16 protein-coding genes are annotated in these 15,530 nt (G+C 65.7%); all 16 read left to right on the top strand.

All coding sequences use genetic code 11. The annotated features are described in order from the left end of the window. The first annotated feature begins 2 nt into the window (after positions 1 to 2). The 16 genes from HLH29_RS13010 (at position 3) to nfsB (ending at position 15,518) form a co-directional block, all read left to right on the top strand. Entirely contained in the window at positions 3 to 1,895 is a 1,893-nt protein-coding gene (locus tag HLH29_RS13010) for a co-chaperone GroES (RefSeq protein ID WP_275944183.1), read from the top strand. A gap of 233 nt (positions 1,896 to 2,128) precedes the next feature. Continuing rightward, positions 2,129 to 2,413 (top strand): hypothetical protein, encoded by a 285-nt coding sequence (locus HLH29_RS13005; RefSeq protein ID WP_182967524.1) that lies wholly within the window; start codon positions 2,129 to 2,131, stop codon positions 2,411 to 2,413. Beyond that, the gene (locus HLH29_RS13000) at positions 2,406 to 2,819 is read left to right on the top strand and encodes a co-chaperone GroES (protein WP_182967463.1); all 414 of its coding nucleotides are present in this window, start codon (positions 2,406 to 2,408) and stop codon (positions 2,817 to 2,819) included. The genes HLH29_RS13005 and HLH29_RS13000 overlap by 8 nt, the downstream gene beginning before the upstream one ends. Continuing rightward, the gene (locus HLH29_RS12995; protein ID WP_246374232.1) at positions 2,816 to 3,733 is read left to right on the top strand and encodes a hypothetical protein; all 918 of its coding nucleotides are present in this window, start codon (positions 2,816 to 2,818) and stop codon (positions 3,731 to 3,733) included. Before HLH29_RS13000 ends, HLH29_RS12995 begins: the two co-directional genes overlap by 4 nt. Next, positions 3,730 to 4,224, top strand: coding sequence for a hypothetical protein (locus tag HLH29_RS12990; RefSeq protein WP_182967461.1), 495 nt, complete (start codon positions 3,730 to 3,732; stop codon positions 4,222 to 4,224). The genes HLH29_RS12995 and HLH29_RS12990 overlap by 4 nt, the downstream gene beginning before the upstream one ends. Before the next feature lie 456 nt (positions 4,225 to 4,680). After that, positions 4,681 to 5,274 carry a hypothetical protein gene (locus HLH29_RS12985; protein WP_182967459.1) on the top strand — a complete coding sequence of 198 codons (594 nt, stop codon included), beginning with the start codon at positions 4,681 to 4,683 and terminating at the stop codon, positions 5,272 to 5,274. A gap of 12 nt (positions 5,275 to 5,286) precedes the next feature. Beyond that, complete coding sequence (locus tag HLH29_RS12980) at positions 5,287 to 6,195, top strand: phage major capsid protein (RefSeq protein WP_182967457.1); 909 nt, start codon at positions 5,287 to 5,289, stop codon at positions 6,193 to 6,195. 152 nt (positions 6,196 to 6,347) lie between these two features. Continuing rightward, positions 6,348 to 6,497 (top strand): hypothetical protein, encoded by a 150-nt coding sequence (locus HLH29_RS12975; RefSeq protein ID WP_182967455.1) that lies wholly within the window; start codon positions 6,348 to 6,350, stop codon positions 6,495 to 6,497. A gap of 54 nt (positions 6,498 to 6,551) precedes the next feature. After that, positions 6,552 to 6,959, top strand: coding sequence for a hypothetical protein (locus HLH29_RS12970; protein ID WP_182967453.1), 408 nt, complete (start codon positions 6,552 to 6,554; stop codon positions 6,957 to 6,959). A gap of 13 nt (positions 6,960 to 6,972) precedes the next feature. Then, complete coding sequence (locus tag HLH29_RS12965) at positions 6,973 to 7,497, top strand: hypothetical protein (RefSeq protein WP_182967451.1); 525 nt, start codon at positions 6,973 to 6,975, stop codon at positions 7,495 to 7,497. 49 nt (positions 7,498 to 7,546) lie between these two features. Next, entirely contained in the window at positions 7,547 to 9,433 is a 1,887-nt protein-coding gene (locus HLH29_RS12960; protein ID WP_182967449.1) for a hypothetical protein, read from the top strand. Positions 9,434 to 9,438: 5 nt separating this feature from the next. Beyond that, positions 9,439 to 13,059: a hypothetical protein gene (locus HLH29_RS19910; RefSeq protein ID WP_182967447.1), complete on the top strand. Its 3,621-nt coding sequence runs from the start codon at positions 9,439 to 9,441 to the stop codon at positions 13,057 to 13,059. Beyond that, a complete protein-coding gene (locus HLH29_RS12950; protein ID WP_182967445.1) occupies positions 13,059 to 13,682 on the top strand; it encodes a hypothetical protein in 624 nt (207 codons plus the stop codon). Before HLH29_RS19910 ends, HLH29_RS12950 begins: the two co-directional genes overlap by 1 nt. Further along, positions 13,682 to 14,140, top strand: coding sequence for a hypothetical protein (locus tag HLH29_RS12945; RefSeq protein ID WP_182967443.1), 459 nt, complete (start codon positions 13,682 to 13,684; stop codon positions 14,138 to 14,140). Before HLH29_RS12950 ends, HLH29_RS12945 begins: the two co-directional genes overlap by 1 nt. After that, positions 14,137 to 14,742, top strand: coding sequence for a hypothetical protein (locus HLH29_RS12940; protein WP_182967441.1), 606 nt, complete (start codon positions 14,137 to 14,139; stop codon positions 14,740 to 14,742). Before HLH29_RS12945 ends, HLH29_RS12940 begins: the two co-directional genes overlap by 4 nt. Positions 14,743 to 14,864: 122 nt before the next feature. After that, a complete protein-coding gene (nfsB, locus tag HLH29_RS12935; RefSeq protein WP_246374231.1) occupies positions 14,865 to 15,518 on the top strand; it encodes an oxygen-insensitive NAD(P)H nitroreductase in 654 nt (217 codons plus the stop codon). Positions 15,519 to 15,530 lie beyond the last annotated feature (12 nt).

Here is a 15,530-nt window from a genome sequence, read left to right as displayed (position 1 = left end):
GCATGGATGCGGCGGAGCGGGATGGACCCGACATGGATCTGGCGGAGCGGCTGCGGCGCTGGATCGAGATCCCGAATATTGCGGAGGAGCTGGACGAGGCGACGCACGGGCGGGTGGCGGACCGGGTGGCGCGCGACTGGCGGGCCGACGAGGCCACGCGGGCCGAATGGAAGGAGAATTGCCGCCGCTGGCTGGATCTGGCCCAGCAGGTGGCCGAGCCCAAGACCTATCCCTGGCCGGGGGCGTCGAACGTCATCTATCCGCTGCTGACGGTGGCGGCGGTGCAGTTTGCGGCACGGGCCTATCCGGGCATCGTGCGTGACCGGGACGTGGTGCGGGGTACCGTGCTGGGGGATGATTCCGGTGTGCCGGTGCCCGATCCGCTGCGGCCGGGGCAGGTCTTGACGGGGCCGGATGGCGGGCCGTTGTGGCTGGTGCCGCCGGGGGCGAAGCGGGCGCGGGCGACGGCGATCGGCCGGCATATGAGCTGGCAGTTGCTGGACGAAATGGCGGAGTGGGAGGAGCAGACCGACAAGCTGCTGCTGAAGCTTTCCATTGTCGGCACCATGTTCCGCAAGACCTATTTCGACCCGGCCTTGCAGCGCAATGTCAGCGAGACGGTCGACCCGCTGCGGCTGTGCATCGATTACCACGCCAAATCCTTTGCCACCGCGCCGCGGATTACCGAGGAGATCGACCTCTACCCTTGGGAGATCGAGGAGCGGATTCGCGCAGGTCTGTTCCTGGAGCAGGATTATGGCGGCAATCATGAGGGTGGCGAGGACAGCGATGCGCCGGTGACGTTCCTGGAGCAGCATCGGCGGCTGGATCTGGATGGGGACGGGTATGCCGAGCCCTATATCGTGACCATCGCCCGCGATTCGGGCCGGCTTGCGCGCATTGCCGCCGGGTTCGACATGGATGGGGTGATGTTCGATGCGCAGGATCATCGCATCCGGCGGATCGAGGCGGTTTCGTATTACACCAAATTCTCCTTTATCCCGTCGCCGGATTCCGCGATCTACGATATCGGGTTCGGCACCTTGCTGCATCCGTTGAATGCGGCGGTGAATACCAGCCTGAACCAGATGTTCGATGCCGCGCATCTCGCCAACGCCGGCGGTGGCTTTGTCGGCTCGGGCATGTCGCTGAACAGCGGGTCCGTGCGCTTTCAGGTCGGCGAATACAAGGTGGTGAATACGCCGGGTGCCACATTGCGCGAGAATCTGGTGCCGTTGCAGTTTCCGGGGCCCAATCCGGTATTGTTTCAGTTGCTGGGCTTTCTGGTCGATGCCGGGCGGGAGATTGCGTCGGTCAAGGATATCCTCTCCGGCGCCATGCCGGGTGGGAATGTGTCCGGCGTGCTGGGGCTGGCGGTGATCCAGCAGGGGCTGAAAGTGTTCAGCGCCATCTTCAAGCGCATTCATCGCAGTCTGGGCGGGGAGTATCGCAAGCTCTACCGGCTGAACCGGCTGTATCTGCCCGATGAATCCGGCTTTCGGGAAGGCAGCGCGTTCTTTCGCGTCACCCGCGCCGATTACGAGCAGGGGGGCGGAGTGGAGCCGGTGTCGGATCCCGAGATCGTCACCGACATGCAGCAACTGGCGCGTGCCAATTTCCTGCTCGCCTTCAAGGACGATCCCTGGTGCGACGGGCATGAAATCCGTCGCCGTGCCTTCGAGGCCGCTGCCATCGGGTTGGTGGACAAGGTGTTACGGCCGGCCCCGGCGCCCGATCCGGCGGCGATGGCGCGGGCGGCGGAGCTGGATCTGCGCGCACGGCGTGAGGCGCGGGAGATGGAGATGCGGGCGGGGAGCGAGGCGGTGGAGCAGGTCTCGACGCTGGCGGAGGCGGCTTTGCGGTTGGCGCAGGCGCGGAAGGTGGAGCTTGGGTGAAGGATGTTTTTTTTGAAAAAAAAGAACCAAAAAAACTTTTGATCTGTTTGGGTTCGGTGGGGTTGGTGGGTTGGGTGGAGATGCTTGTTTTATTCTTATGATTTAAAAATGGAAGACTATGGATTTTTAGGAATACTCCCTCTCCATCCTGATGCTATCGAGAAACGTCGAAAAAGTCTTTTTGCTTCTTTTTCTTCAGAAAAAGAAGAAGACCCAAAGAAAGGATCCCCCCGATGGAGCAGCGTCAGGCGATGTTGGAGGATCTGTCGGAGGAGGCGTTTCTGGCCTGGCGGCACCATCCGGTGACGCGGGCGGTGCGTCTGTTTCTGACGGATTATGGCGAGAGCATCGAGCGGCGGATGTTGGGCCAGTGGCGGGCGGGGACGATTACGCTGGCGCAGGAGCATGAGGCGCGGGGCCGGGCGGCGCTGGCGGCCGAGATGGCCGAGCTGAAATGGGCGGCGATGCGGGCGTTTTACGGCGACGCGCCGGAACGGAAGGAGGAGAGTGATGAGTGAGAGACGTATTCTGAAATTCGACCAGCAGGAATTCGTGGTTTCGGATTGGGATGGGGTGAATCGGGCGGGGTATGTGCCGCTGGACGACAAGATCCTGGTGCTGGCGGACGTGCATGCCGAGATGACCAGCGGGGCGGTGCAGTTGCCGGCGGAATATGTGGAGCGCCAGACGCTGGCGGCCGAGCATGGGACGGTGATTGCGGTGGGGCCGGCGGCGTTTCGCTGGAACGATGATGGCACGCGGCAGTGGGTGGGAACGATTCCTGCGGCGGGGGATCGGGTCTATTTCGAACGCTATGCCGGGCAGCTGCTGAAGGGCGAGGATGGGCGGCTGTACCGGCTGATGTCGCAGCGCTGTATTGCCGCGATTGCGGCGGTGGCGAAGCAGGAGGGAGAGCTTGCATGACGGACGAGCGCGAAGAGGGGATGGACGTGGACCTGCACGCGGAGGGCGGGAGCCCCGAGCGGGAGAGTGGGGCCGATGCGCCGGAAGGGATTGCGGCGCCTGTCGAGGGGGATGCGGAGGTCGAGGCGCAGGCGCGGCGGATGGGCTGGGTGCCGCGTGACGATTTTCGGGGTGATGTGGAGAAATGGCGGCCGGCGCGGGATTTTCTCGATCGGGGGATGAATCTTCTGCCGGTGTTGCAGCAGCAATATCGGGCGCTGGATGGGCGTTATGCCACCATGCAGGCGCAGTTGCGCGACAGCCAGAAGGCATTGGCCGATCTGACGGAGCGCACGCGGCGGGCCGACGAGCGGGCGTATCAGCGTGCGGTGCGCGATATCGAGGGCCGGCGGCAGGCGGCGGTGGCCAGCGGCGACACGACGGCCTTTGCGGTGGCCGAGCGGGATTTGCAGGATCTGCGCGATACGGCGCCGCTGCCGGCCGCGCGGGCGGAGGCGCCACTGGCCCCGGCGCCGGTGGAGCGGGTGGAGAGCATGCCGCCGGAGATTATGGATTTCGTGCAGGCGAATCCGTGGTTTTCGCGCAATGCCGAGGCGCGGCAGGATGCGATTGCGATCCAGTCGGCGGTGGATCGGCAGCATCCGGGGCTGAGCCTGGCGGAGCGGCTGGAGATGACGCGGCGCAAGGTGCGGCAGTTGCATCCTGCGTTGTTCGAGAACAAACGCCGCGAGGCGCCGCCGCCGGTGAGTCCGTCGCGCGGTGAGGGCGGGCGCGGGGGGAATCCGCGCGGGTTCGAGGCGCTGCCGGCGGAGGCGCGGCGGGAATATGACCGTTATGCCCGCGCGCTGGCGGGCAAGGGCAAGCCGCTGACGAAGGACGAATGGGCCGGATATTACTGGGAGAACGACGCATGAGCGACGAAACACGCGGGCGCGTGCCGCTGAACGAGGCGGCGCGGAGCCGTGCCGCCCAGAATGTTGCATCGGGTGCCGCGCCGGGGGTGGGGCCTGCCAGGCGCGTGGCCTCGCGCCGGCCGTTCGGGCTGCGGGAACAGAAGCTGGCCTATCCGGATCGGGAAGGGTACCACCGGCACTGGTTCAATGACGAGCCGGGGCGGATCGCGCGGGCCGGGGATGCGGGATACAAGCAGGTTCTGGATGAATCCGGAAAACCCGTGAGCATGACTGTTGGGGTCGCGCGCGGCGGCGGGGCGCAGATTGCGTATCTGATGGAAATCCCGGCCGAATGGTATCGGGAGGATATGGCGGCGCAGGAATCGGGACATCGGGAATTGATGGACCAGATCCGGGAAGGGCGTGTGCCGGGTGGCCCCACGGGCGCGGACCGGCAGGCGCAGTATGTGCCGCGGGATGTGGGGATCTCGATCCGGGAAGAGCGACGCTAGGCGTCTGGTCGTAAATGCGCGCTGGTGGCGATCCGACGTGCGTTTCCTGCGCTCCGATGCTCACGGCCCATAAGGCCGCTCCGCTTCGGTGCTCGGAAACACGCGACGGGCGCGGCCCGTAGCGGGCCGCTCTCGCTCACCAGCCCACATTTCCAGCCAGACTCCGGGAGCAGGGCGTTCTTTTTTGAAAAAAAGAACCAAAAAACTTTTGGATTTTGGGTTCGGTTTCTCGTGGTGAGGCAGGGTCTGGAATGGGGTCCTGATTATTTTAATATATAAAACTGTGGATTTTTAGGAATACTCCCTCTCCATCCATATGCTATCGAGAAACGATCAAAAGTCTTTTTGCTTCTTTTTCTTCAGAAAAAGAAGAGTTCAGGCAGCACAAACAGGCAAGGACGATTCGGCGGGCGCATGGCGTGCCTGCCGCCTTTTCACCCGTGCAGAGGTCTGCCGATGAATTCCAATGCTCCATTTGGCCTGCGGCCGATGGCTTATGCGTCCGGTGCGCCGTATGCCGGCGGCGTGCAGGTTTATTATGTGCCGGCGAGCAATCCGACGCCGTTGTTTCTGGGCGATCCGCTGGTGGTGTTGCCGGGGGCGGATGCCAATGGCGTGCCGGCGGTGGGGATTGCCACGGCCGGGGCGTCTGGCCTGGTGACCGGGGCGATGCAGGGCATTGCCAGCAATGCGGGCGAGCTGGTTCTGCCGCTGTTGCAGAACCAGGCGCCGTATCTGCCGGCGGGGCAGGCGGCCTATGTCTATGTGGCCGACGATCCGAATCTGGTCCTTGCGGTGCAGGAGGATTCGGTGGGCGGTGCGCTGTCGGCCGGTGCCGTGTCGGGCAATGTCAACCTGGTGGCGGGGGCGGGATCGACCGTGTCGGCGCAGTCGGGGTGGCAGATCCAGTCGAGCAGCGCGGGGACGCTGGCGACCGGGCAGATGCGCATTCTGCGGGCGTATCAGGCGATCGACAATGCGATCGGCGCCAACGCGAAGTGGCTGTGCCGCATCAATCTTCATTCCATCACCAGCACGCTTGGCGTCTGAGGAGTCTGTTCAATGGCCGTAATTACGACGGGCGCGCACCCCAAGGCTCTCTGGCCCGGTATCAAGGCGTGGTGGGGGCGCAGCTATGACGAGCATCGCGTCGAATATCTGGATCTGTTCGACAAGCAGACGTCGGACAAGGCGTATGAGGAGGAGGTCGAGATTACCGGCTTCGGCCTGGCGCCGGTGAAGCCGCAGGGGCAGCAGATCTATTACGACACGGAAGCGCAGGGTGCGGTCAGCCGCTTTACGCATGTGGCGTATGCGCTGGGCTATATCGTGACCTATGAGGAGCTGCGCGACAATCTGTATGAGGCGGTGTCGAAGCGCCGGGCCGCGCAGCTGGCGTTTTCGATGCGCCAGACCAAGGAAAACGTGCTGGCCGGCATTTACAACATGGCGTTTTCGGCCAGCGCGCTGGGGGGCGATGGGGCGCCGCTGATTTCGGCCGGTCATCCGACGCTGGCGGGCAGCCAGTCGAACCTGCTGGGGACGGCGGCGGATCTGTCGGAGGCGGCGATCGAGGATCTGACGGTGCAGATCATGCAGTGTCAGAATAATCGGGGGATGCGGATTTCGGCGCTGCCGCGCACGCTCAATGTGCCTTCGGCGCTGTGGTTCGAGGCCAACCGGGTGTGCAATTCGGTGCTGCAGAACGATACGGCGAACAATGCGATCAACGTGCTGCGGGCGACCAATGCGTTCCCCGAAGGTATCAAGCTGAACCATTACTTCACCAGCCAGACGGCGTGGTTCATCCGGACCAATGTGCCGAATTCGCTGACCTATTATGAGCGTGATCCGATCTCGTTCGATCAGGACAATGATTTCGACACGAGGAATGCCAAGGCGGCCTGTTACGAACGCTATTCCGGATACTGGGCGGATTGGCGGGGGTTGTATGGGACGCCTGGGGTTTAAGGTTCTCTTCTTTTTCTGAAGAAAAAGAAGCAAAAAGACTTTTATTCGTTTGGTGTTGTATGCGCGGATAAGAGTCTTTTCTTTAATTGATCAAAAGTTTTTTGGTTCTTTTTTTCAAAAAAGAACAGAACGCTGACAATGGAGCAATCCTCATGACCAAACGCAAGCCGACTCCTCCGACTCCCCGCCGTCCCGCCGTGGTGGAGGTGCATCATCATTACCATGGTGCCGCGCAGGTGCCGGCCGAAGCGAAGACCGTGCCGGTACGCCGCAAGCCGGCGCCGACGACGCGTCGGGGCTGATGGCGTGGGCGCGGCCGGTGGGGCCGGCTGCGCCCTGATGCGGGGAGGGACGGCATGGCGGATGTGACGACTGTTCAGGTGATCGCGAATGGTCCACGTCATCTGGTTCTGCGCGTGACGGATGTCAGCGATGGGACCGGGCTGGCGGGGATGAAGATCGTGGATGCGCAATCCATGGCTTTTGCGGTCGGTGGACAGGTGCCGGGGGTGCATCTGATGGTGCGGCGCATTGCCTATGATGTGCATGGGATGGTGGCGCGGCTGCAATGGGAGGCGACGGAGCCGGTGGATCTGGCGACGCTGTCGGGCTTCGGGCATCTGGATTTTCGTCGGTTTCAGGGCGTTCCCAATCCGAAAGCGGCGGGGGCGACGGGATCGATCCTGCTGACGACGATGGGGGCCGGGGCGGGGAGCGCGGCCACGATCGTTCTTGAGATGATCAAGGGTGTGCCGCAGGCGTGACGGGAGAGCGAATGTGAGCGAGCCCTGGCGGTACCGGCCCGGCGACCATTATGTGCTGGACGACCTGTCGGGTTTCAAGATCCGGCGGTCGCGGGCGCGCACCATCCCTGGCGGGCAGACCGGACAGGCCCTGGTGGATGGAAGGCGGTGGGAGGCGCAGCAGCCGCAGGATTTCGTGCGCGGGGTGGCGGACGAGCAGAGTGTGGATGTGGCCCGGCCGCGCCAGGAGAACCGCTTTACCGTGGTGGGAACCTGCGTGGCGGCGCCCGCCGCCGCCGGGAGCGGCGTGGTGGCGGTGGCGTCCACGCTCGGTTTCGCCGTTGGTGACCGGGTTCAGATCATGCTCGACCGGGGTGAGAATGTTGCGGTCTCGATCGTGGCGATCGGCGGCGGAATGCTGACCATCGTGCCGGTTCTGCCGGGTGCGGTGGGGGTGCTGGGCGGGGGGATGGAGAACATGGTGCTGAAGATAGTGCAGGAATCGTCTTCGTCTTTCCTGATGGTCGAGGGCGATAAGCCGCTTGGGGTCGGGGCGTGACGGTGCCGGCGGGGGCCTATCCGGTCAGTCGTCTTGATCCGGTGCCGGCATGATGACCGGGAGCGCGGGCTGGAACCCCGGGACATCCGACATCATCAACGGCGCGCTGCGGCTGATCGGCGCGATGGCCAGCGGGGAGGTGCCGCCGGCGAATGAATATCAGGACGCGCTGTCTGCGCTGAACGGGCTGATCAAGGCGTGGCAGGTGTCGGGCGTGCATGTCTGGGCGCAGGGTGAGGGGACGGTGTTTCTCCAGCCCGGGCAGGCCCGGTATGGGATCGGCGTCGGCAGTGCGGACAATGTGGCGCAGGGCTATGTGGCCACGGTTGCGGGAGCGCCGGTGGTGGCGGGGGCGGCGCAGGTGACGGTGGCCTCTGTTGCCGGCATCGCGGCCGGCTGCCGGATCGGCATTGTGCTGGATGGGGGCGGGCTGTTCTGGAGCTCGGTTCTGTCGGTGGTCGGTGGAACGGTCTATCTGGCATCGGGGCTGGGCGGCGCGGTATCGGCGGGGGCGGTGGTGGTCGCTTATGGCGCGCCGTTCGTGCGGCCGCTGACGGTGATCGGGGCGCGGGCCGTCGATCTGGCGACGGGGGTGGAGACGCCGCTGATTCCGATGGCGCGGCTGGATTATGCGAACCTGTCGGGCAAGGGGACGCCGGGTGGGAGTCCGGTGCAGTATTTTTACGATCCGCAGGTGGGGACCGGTCTTTTCAGTGTCTATCCGGCGCCTGGAAGCGGGCAGGTGGCGGTGACCCTGACCTGCCAGCTTCCGTTGCAGGATGTGGGCGGTGCGGCCGATCGTGCCGATGTGCCGCAGGAATGGATCTCGGCGCTGCGTTTCGCGCTGGCGGTGGAACTGGCGCCGGAATATGACTGCCCGGCCCAGCGTTTCGAGATGCTGAAGGCGATGGCGGCGGAGAAATTCGCCGTGGTGGCGCAGTGGGATCGGGAGCCGGCGGGGACGACCACCTGCCCGTTCAGCCAGCCGGTCTATCAGATGATCGCGGGGGCATTGCGGCTGTGCGGGGCGGTGGGGCCGCAGGATGTGCCGCGCCTGGGGCTGGTGGAGAATGCGTTCGCGTCGCTGAATGCGATGGTGCAGGCGTGGCAGGCTTCGGGCATTCATGTGTGGGCGGAAGAAGAGTGCACGCTGTTCCTGCAGCCGGGGCAGGTGCGGTACCTGATCGGGGCCGGGTCGGCGGATGCGGTTGCGGTGAGCAGCCAGTGTGTCGAGACGGTGCTGGCGGCGGCGGGTGCGGGGGCGCAGGTGACGGTTGGGGCTGTGGCGGGGATCGCTGCCGGCTGGCGGGTGGGACTCTGGCTGGATGGCGGGGGTGTGTTCTGGACCGGTGTGGTGGCGGTTTCGGGGGGCGGGCTGACGCTGGCCGCGCCGTTGCCGTCCGCGGCGTCTGAGGGGGCGCGGGTTGTGGCCTATCCTTGCCCGATGGTGCGGCCGTTGCGGGTGCCGGCGGCGCGGCGACGGCAGTTCGCGGGCGGCGGGCAGGCGGTGGAGGTCCCGCTGGTGCCGATGTCGCGTCTGGATTACGCCAATATTCCGAACAAGAGCGTGCCTGGTGTGGTGACGCAGTTCTTCTACGATCCGCAATTGGGGACGGGGGTGCTGCATGTATGGCCCGCGCCCTCGGACAGTGGCAGTGCGGTGGCGTTTACCGCGCAGCGGCCGCTGATGCCGTTTGCCGATCTGACTTCGGTGCCGGATTTTCCCGATGAGTGGCTGGCCGCGATGCGCTGGAACCTCGCTGTGGAATTATGGCCGGAATATAACGGATCGGGGAAAGGGCCGGTCGATCCGGCGCAATATGCGATTCTGAAGCAGGAGGCCGTCAGCAAATTGATGGTGGCGCAGGCCTGGGATCGGGAGCCGCAATCGGTGCTGTTTGGTGCCGGCGCGGGGCCGGCCGGGCGGGCGGGGTAGGGGCGATGGCGGTTCAGCAGGTGGCCTTTGCCGCGCAATCTTACCAGGCGCACTCAGTGGCGCTGGATGCGCAGCGTTGCGTCAATTTCTATGCCGAATATGCGCCGAAGGATGCCAAGACGCCGGTGCCGGTGTGGGGCTGCCCCGGCATGGTGGCGTTCGCGCAGTGCGGGGCCGGGCCGGTGTGGGGCATGTGCCTGATGGGCGGGGCGCTGTATGTGGTCTCGGGGCAGGCGCTGTATCGGGTGGATGCCGACGGGTCGAGCTTGGAGCTGGGCGCGACCTGGGTGACGGGGCCGGTGTCGATGGATACCAACGGCGTCGATCTGGTGTGGGTGGATGGGGAGTCCGGCTGGTCCTATTCGGTGGCCGGCGGTGTGCGGCAGATCACGGATGAGAATTTCTATCCGGCTGACAGCGTGGTGTATTTCGATACTTATTTCGTCTTCAATCGGGCCGGGACGCAGGAATTCTTTCTCTCGCCGCCGGAGGCGGTGACGCCGTTCGACGGGACGATGTTTGCCTCGAAAGAGGCGACGGCCGATCCGTTGCTGGCGATCGTGAATTCGCATGAGCAGCTCTATCTGTTCGGCGCGGCGCGGACGGAGGTGTGGTACGATGCCGGGACTGCGGCGCCGTCCTTTCCGTTCCAACGGTTCGATGGTGCGTTTATCCAGCGGGGCATTGCGGGGCCGCATGCGCATTGCCTGGAGGATAATACGCTCTTTTTCCTGGGCGATGACGGAATGTTCTATCGCCTGGCGGGGTACCAGCCGCAGCGTGTTTCGACCCATGCGATCGAGGGGGCGTGGCAGGCCTATGTGACGCGGGCGGATGCGCGCTGTTTCAGCTACACGCTGGAAGGGCATAAATTCATCACCCTGCTGTTTCCGTCGGCGGCTGCGACCTGGGTTTATGATGTGGCGACCGGATTGTGGCACGAGCGGGAATCCTGGACCGGCAGTGGGGCAGACAGTTCGATCGGTCGCTGGCGGGCCAATTGCGCGATCATGGCCTATGGCAGGGTGCTGGTGGGCGATTGGCTGAGCGGTGTGGTCGGGGTGTTGAATCCGCTGGTCTATACCGAGCTGGGGGCGACCATGCGCGGGTTGCTGGCCGCGCCGCCGGTGCAGGGGTTGCGCGGGCGCGTGTTCATGCGGCGGTTCGAGCTGGATGTGGAGACGGGGATCGGTCTGCCGGGCATGCCTGCCGTGCGGAACGTGACCTATCAGCCGCAGGGGGTGGAACTGACGACGCCCACCGCGCTGACGCGGGCGACGGCGCCGGAGGGCATGGCGGTGGGGCTGGCCAGTCTGCTGGTCAGCCTGTGGGTGGATCTGCCCGATGACGGCGCGCCGCGCGGGCTGGTGCTGGGCAGTGGGGATGCGACGGGCAGCCGGCCGGGCTTCTTTATCGGTGTGGCCAATGACGACACGCTGGCCGGGGCGCAGATCGTGGTGCGGGCGACCGACATGCAGGGCGGGGAGATCGTGCGTGCGTCTTATGATTTTGCCGGCTGGGGGGCGGGGTGGGTGAATCTGCTGCTGTCGCTGTCGCCGGGGGAGCGGCAGGTGCAGCTTTATGCCGGAGGGGTGGCGCTGGTGCCGGCCTCGGTCATGTGGTCGTCGGCGGCGCCGGTCGGCAATGTGGCGGGGCAGGGGTGGCGCGTTGCGCCCTGGAACGGCGTTGTCGAGGGCGCGGGGCTGCTGGCGGCGCCGCAGTTTGGCGGCCATACGGCCGGGTCGACCGCCGTTTATAACGGGTGGGCGAATATGTCGTGCATGCCGGACCGGTCGGGCAACATGATTTCGCTGGGCAGCGGGGCGGTGAATGCGGTCTCGCCTTCGGGCACGGTGGTGTGGACGCTGGAGCAGGCCGGCGTGCAGGCCGATATCCTGACGATGGCGCCGGGGCTGGACATGCTGAATTTCCGGCTGAATGCGGTCTCGGTGCTGCTGCTGGGCCAGTATCTGGTGGTGGGGGTGGATGACGGCGCGGTGTGGGAAGGGATTGCGCTGTATCAGGCCAATGGCCAGGCGGTGCCGGTCTTTCTGGGATTCGTCTATAACGCCATTGGCGGGCCGGGGCCGATCTATGGCGCCAATCAATGTTTCCTGGCCGGGTCTCAGACGATCGACGATCCGATCCTGTCCTACCAGGTCGATTATCCGGCGGTGCCGCGTGTGGTGCTGGTCTTTCCCAGTATTGCGCAGATCATCGGTGGGGCGGCGCGGTCGGGTGGGCTCAACGGGCTGTATCCCCAGTTGGGCAGCGCGGTGGCGTGGGCCGCGTGCCGGGTGCCGGTGATCAAATATGCCTATCCCGCGCAGCTTGGGACGCATCTGCTGATCCAGTCCGGTTATAACGGCAATGTCGGGTTCTTTCTGCCGGACGGGCAGGGGGGGACCAACCATTATCTGTATTTCAGCCGGGGCGACATGGCGGCCAATGCGGTGGCCGGGGGGAATGCCAACCCGGAATTGCTCGGCGTGATCGGGCCTGCCTGGCCGCATGGGGCGATGGTGCGGATTGCCATGGGGGTTGTCAGCTACGATGCGCTGGCGGCGCAGTTTGCCGGCAATGTCCTTACGGGGCTGAACGGGACATTGCCGATGTATACGATCGACAATGAAAACTGGATCGATTCTGCCGGCGTGGTGCAGATTCCGTTTGCGGATGAATATGCGTTCATTGCCGACGGACAGAAGGGGGGGACGGATGTTTATGGCGGCCAGCCGGGGCTGACGCGGATCGGGGGGAGTGGCGACTGGCTGGTGTCGTTTCTGCTGGTGGGGCTGTCGGACAGTGCGGCCAACCGGGGCAATGCGCGCATGTGGGATACGGTGCGGGTGTTCCGGTATGCCGCCGGGCGGGCGACGCAGATCGGGGCGCCGGTTTCGGGCGAGGCCTATGCCGCCACCGACTGGGCGGGCTACACGATCGGGCCGTGGAGCGATGGCAATGCCGTGGCCTATGTGAGCGGATCGGTGGTGACGATCTGCGGCAACATGAAGCAGACGGCGGTGGGGACGTATCCGGTGCCGGCCGGCACGCAGTATCAGACGCGTTTCGGCAGCCTGGCCTTTGCCACGGCGCGGATTGCCGATCTGTTCGTGGGGGCGCCGGGGGATTTTGTGGATCTGTCGGTGGCGGCGAACAGGGCGTTGTTCCTGACCGATGCGGGTGGGGCGCGTTATCTGGCGTCTGACGGGTCGGCGCCGCTGGGGGTGGCGCCGCCGGTTTTCCTGACCGTGGCGGCGGGGGCGCCGGTGGCGGCGTTTGCCGATAATGGCGGGGCGGGTGGCGGCTTTGCGGTGACGGGGGGGATCGTGCCGGCGGGGTCGAACCCGGCGGGCAGTGCGTTTGTGGAATCGGCTGATGTCGTCAATGACGATCCGCCCGGTGTGGACCCGCGGATCATGCTGGACTGGTCGGATGACGGGGCGCGGACCTGGAGCGCGTTGCGGCTTTGGCGGTCGATGGGGCGGCAGGGGGCGTATCGGACGCGGCTGCGCTGGCAGAAGCTGGGGCAGGCGCGGCAGCGGGTGCTGCGGTTGCAGGTGACGGACCCGGTGCGGCGGAATCTGATCGGGTTCTATCTGGACACCGAAACGGGGATGGAGTGATGCCGGCGGTACCGCGCCAGACCCTGCCGGTGGGGGACTGGCCGTTCGTCGACACCGCGACCGGGCGGCTGACGCTGTCGGCCTATCAGTTTCTCGCGCGGCTTCAGGCCGGGTCCAGCGGGTCGATCCGCAACCTGTCGGTGATTGCCGGGGCGCTGGGCGTGCCGGTGGCAAGTATTGGTGCCAGCGGGTCGGCTTCGGTGATCCTGCCGGCGTCCTTTCCGCCGCCGGCACCCGTGCCGGCGGGGCGGGGGGAGCGGTTGTCGGCGTTGCTGGCGGCCGTGCCGCGCCCGGTTGCGCCGGGTTCGCGGATGTTGCCCGTGGCGCCGGCACGGCCGGCGGATGTAGTGGCGTTGCATCATGGTGCGCGGGTGATGGACGGGTTCGGTGGGCCGGAGGGGCGGGTCGCCGGGTGGGTGGGCGATGTCTTCCTGCAACGCGATGGCGGGCCGGCGGGGGCGGTGTGGGCCAAGCAGTCGGGCGCCGGGACGGTGGCGGGCTGGGCGGTGCTGGGGCAGGGGGCTGGCGCGGGGGGTGGCGTGCTGCCGCTGGTCAACGGGAATATCGCGCCGGTCGGCATGCTGTCCGATCCGGCGGGGCAGACAATCGGGGTGCCGATCTGATGGGCAACAGCACGCTGATTACCGATTATCTCGGTTACGGCACCCTTGCCGCGCGGCCGGTGGCGCCGAACCTGCCGGCGGGGTGTCTCGGGGTCTATTACGCCACCGATACCGGGCAGATCCAGGTGTGGAACGGGGCGTGGCAGGATTGGACGCCGTCCGCCCTTTCCTTCTCCGGCAGTCTGGTGGCGGCGGGAAGCGGGCAGGGCACGGCTGCTGCCATGTCGTCGGAAGTCAATCTGTTCACCAATGTGGCGGCCGGCACTGGGGCGGTGCTGGTGGCGGGGCTGGTGGGAACCTGGCGCAAGGTGCTGAACCGGGGCGGTTCCGCGCTGCTGGTCTATCCGCACGTGGGGGGCGTGATCGATGCGCTGGCGGCGGGAGTGCCGGTTGCGATCGTGCCCGGTGGAGTCGCCACGTTCTGGCAGAACAGTGCAACGCAATGGTATTCGGAATGAAGAGAATCCTGTTGATGCTGGCCGGCATGCTGGTGCTGGCGCCATATGCTTCGGGCCCGGCGCGGGCGCAAATGGTGGGGCCGGTCGGGCATGGTGAAATTCCGTCCTGCCCCGACAGCGGCGGCAACCATCTGAATTATGTGCCCGTGAGCGGGAGTTTTGCCTGCGGTACGACTGGTGTGCCCTGGGTGGGGGCGATGGTGACCCTGTCGGCGGATGCGGCGATGGCGGCGACCGGTGGCAGTTTCGTGCAGATGAAGGTGTGGAACAGCGAAATTCTCGATACGTCGTCTTTCTGGTCGGCGGGTACGCCGGGGCAGTTCACGATTCCGGCCGGGGTTAGCCGGGTGCGGGTTGCGCTGTCGGTCGCGCAGTCGGGTATCGGGTCCAACCAGTTCCTGGTCTATCGGAACGGGGTGCGGGTGGCCGGATCGTTCCGGATCTCGGTGCCGGCGGGCTACAATAATGACGGGGTGACTGGTATGTCGGGGGTTATTCCTGTTTCTCCGGGCGATGCGATCAGTGTTTCCTATGCCTCGGCGGCGGCTTTTACCCTTTCTGCCGATGTCAGTACCTGGTTCCAGATCGAGGCCGTACCATAGAACCTGTCTGGAAATGCTCATGGAGCCCGCGTGACGCACATATCCGCGTCACGCTGCTTGGCCTCTTGACCGCGTTGCCCGTGGCGGCCCACTTTCTGCCCGTCGAGAGAAGATGAGGCGGGATGATGGATCTGATCGAAATTCTCAAGCATCGCTATACGGCCAAGGCCTATGATACCGGCCGCCGGCTGCCGGACGATATCGTGGCGCAGCTGATGGCGGCGCTGCGCTTCAGCCCGTCCTCGGTCAATGCGCAGCCCTGGCATTTCTTTGTGGCCGACGATGCGGCCGGCAAGGCGCGCGTGGCCACGGGGGCGGCGGGGCCGTTTGCCTATAATGCGCCGAAGATCCTCAATGCCTCGCATGTCGTGCTGCTGTGCGCGCGCACGACCCTGCCGCCGGCGCATTTGCAGGCGGTGCTGGACCAGGAGCAGGCGGACGGCCGCTTTGCCGGCGAGGAGGCCCGCGAGGGGCAGCGCAAGACCCGGGGCGGTTATGTGGCGCTGCACGAGGAGGCGGGCGACCTGGCCATGTGGACGCAGAAGCAGGCCTATATCGCGCTGGGCTTCCTGCTGCTGGCCGCCGGCGCGCTGGGGGTGGATGCGACGCCGATGGAGGGTTTCGATGCCGGGGCGCTGGATGCGGCGTTCGGCCTGACGGAGAAGGGGCTGGCGCCGGCGGTGATCGTGTCGCTGGGCTATCACGCCGAGAGCGATTTCAACGCGAAACTGCCGAAATCGCGGCTGGCGGACGATGTGGTGTTCTCGCGCGCCTGACGGCCGGCCCGG

Source organism: Gluconacetobacter tumulicola (genome assembly GCF_014174215.1).
GTDB lineage: Bacteria > Pseudomonadota > Alphaproteobacteria > Acetobacterales > Acetobacteraceae > Gluconacetobacter > Gluconacetobacter tumulicola.
The sequence above is the reverse complement of the archived record's forward strand: the minus strand, read 5'-3'. Positions and strand labels throughout refer to the sequence as shown.

Excerpts from the sequence above, each read along its gene's own strand:
- HLH29_RS13010 (WP_275944183.1), top strand. The coding sequence starts at position 3 with ATGGATGCGGCGGAGCGGGATGGACCCGACATGGATCTGGCGGAGCGG.
- HLH29_RS13005 (WP_182967524.1), top strand. The coding sequence starts at position 2,129 with ATGGAGCAGCGTCAGGCGATGTTGGAGGATCTGTCGGAGGAGGCGTTT.
- HLH29_RS13000 (WP_182967463.1), top strand. The coding sequence starts at position 2,406 with ATGAGTGAGAGACGTATTCTGAAATTCGACCAGCAGGAATTCGTGGTT.
- HLH29_RS12995 (WP_246374232.1), top strand. The coding sequence starts at position 2,816 with ATGACGGACGAGCGCGAAGAGGGGATGGACGTGGACCTGCACGCGGAG.
- HLH29_RS12990 (WP_182967461.1), top strand. The coding sequence starts at position 3,730 with ATGAGCGACGAAACACGCGGGCGCGTGCCGCTGAACGAGGCGGCGCGG.
- HLH29_RS12985 (WP_182967459.1), top strand. The coding sequence starts at position 4,681 with ATGAATTCCAATGCTCCATTTGGCCTGCGGCCGATGGCTTATGCGTCC.
- HLH29_RS12980 (WP_182967457.1), top strand. The coding sequence starts at position 5,287 with ATGGCCGTAATTACGACGGGCGCGCACCCCAAGGCTCTCTGGCCCGGT.
- HLH29_RS12975 (WP_182967455.1), top strand. The coding sequence starts at position 6,348 with ATGACCAAACGCAAGCCGACTCCTCCGACTCCCCGCCGTCCCGCCGTG.
- HLH29_RS12970 (WP_182967453.1), top strand. The coding sequence starts at position 6,552 with ATGGCGGATGTGACGACTGTTCAGGTGATCGCGAATGGTCCACGTCAT.
- HLH29_RS12960 (WP_182967449.1), top strand. The coding sequence starts at position 7,547 with ATGATGACCGGGAGCGCGGGCTGGAACCCCGGGACATCCGACATCATC.
- HLH29_RS19910 (WP_182967447.1), top strand. The coding sequence starts at position 9,439 with ATGGCGGTTCAGCAGGTGGCCTTTGCCGCGCAATCTTACCAGGCGCAC.
- HLH29_RS12950 (WP_182967445.1), top strand. The coding sequence starts at position 13,059 with ATGCCGGCGGTACCGCGCCAGACCCTGCCGGTGGGGGACTGGCCGTTC.
- HLH29_RS12945 (WP_182967443.1), top strand. The coding sequence starts at position 13,682 with ATGGGCAACAGCACGCTGATTACCGATTATCTCGGTTACGGCACCCTT.
- HLH29_RS12940 (WP_182967441.1), top strand. The coding sequence starts at position 14,137 with ATGAAGAGAATCCTGTTGATGCTGGCCGGCATGCTGGTGCTGGCGCCA.
- nfsB (WP_246374231.1), top strand. The coding sequence starts at position 14,865 with ATGATGGATCTGATCGAAATTCTCAAGCATCGCTATACGGCCAAGGCC.